The organism is Pseudomonas sp. JUb42 (assembly GCF_024807945.1).
Taxonomy (GTDB): Bacteria; Pseudomonadota; Gammaproteobacteria; order Pseudomonadales; family Pseudomonadaceae; genus Aquipseudomonas.
This window is the reverse complement of the sequence record NZ_JANUFD010000038.1, coordinates 1-1420: the sequence shown is the minus strand read 5'-3', so window position 1 is coordinate 1420 and position 1420 is coordinate 1. Positions and strand designations below refer to the sequence as shown.

General features: G+C 52.7%; 1 rRNA gene. It reads right to left on the bottom strand.

Annotated elements, in window-relative coordinates:
- Positions 1-19 precede the first annotated feature (19 nt).
- Positions 20-1420: ribosomal RNA gene (locus tag M2401_RS34280) — 23S ribosomal RNA — on the bottom strand; the annotation flags it as partial.

Sequence of the window (1420 nt, the reverse complement as noted above, 5' to 3'; positions counted from 1 at the left end):
CAAATTGCTTGGGTGTTATATGGTCAAGCCTCACGGGCAATTAGTATTGGTTAGCTCAACGCCTCACAGCGCTTACACACCCAACCTATCAACGTCGTAGTCTTCGACGGCCCTTCAGGGAACTCAAGGTTCCAGTGAGATCTCATCTTGAGGCAAGTTTCCCGCTTAGATGCTTTCAGCGGTTATCTTTTCCGAACATAGCTACCCGGCAATGCCACTGGCGTGACAACCGGAACACCAGAGGTTCGTCCACTCCGGTCCTCTCGTACTAGGAGCAGCCCCTCTCAAATCTCAAACGTCCACGGCAGATAGGGACCGAACTGTCTCACGACGTTCTAAACCCAGCTCGCGTACCACTTTAAATGGCGAACAGCCATACCCTTGGGACCGGCTTCAGCCCCAGGATGTGATGAGCCGACATCGAGGTGCCAAACACCGCCGTCGATATGAACTCTTGGGCGGTATCAGCCTGTTATCCCCGGAGTACCTTTTATCCGTTGAGCGATGGCCCTTCCATACAGAACCACCGGATCACTAAGACCTACTTTCGTACCTGCTCGACGTGTCTGTCTCGCAGTCAAGCGCGCTTTTGCCTTTATACTCTACGACCGATTTCCGACCGGTCTGAGCGCACCTTCGTACTCCTCCGTTACTCTTTAGGAGGAGACCGCCCCAGTCAAACTACCCACCATACACTGTCCTCGATCCGGATAACGGACCTGAGTTAGAACCTCAAAGTTGCCAGGGTGGTATTTCAAGGTTGGCTCCACGCGAACTGGCGTCCACGCTTCAAAGCCTCCCACCTATCCTACACAAGCAAATTCAAAGTCCAGTGCAAAGCTATAGTAAAGGTTCACGGGGTCTTTCCGTCTAGCCGCGGATACACTGCATCTTCACAGCGATTTCAATTTCACTGAGTCTCGGGTGGAGACAGCGCCGCCATCGTTACGCCATTCGTGCAGGTCGGAACTTACCCGACAAGGAATTTCGCTACCTTAGGACCGTTATAGTTACGGCCGCCGTTTACCGGGGCTTCGATCAAGAGCTTCGCGTTAGCTAACCCCATCAATTAACCTTCCGGCACCGGGCAGGCGTCACACCCTATACGTCCACTTTCGTGTTTGCAGAGTGCTGTGTTTTTAATAAACAGTCGCAGCGGCCTGGTATCTTCGACCGGCATGAGCTTACGGAGCAAGTCCTTCACCCTCACCGGCGCACCTTCTCCCGAAGTTACGGTGCCATTTTGCCTAGTTCCTTCACCCGAGTTCTCTCAAGCGCCTTGGTATTCTCTACCCAACCACCTGTGTCGGTTTGGGGTACGGTTCCTGGTTACCTGAAGCTTAGAAGCTTTTCTTGGAAGCATGGCATCAACCACTTCGTCATCTAAAAGATAACTCGTCATCAGCTCTCGGCCTTAGAA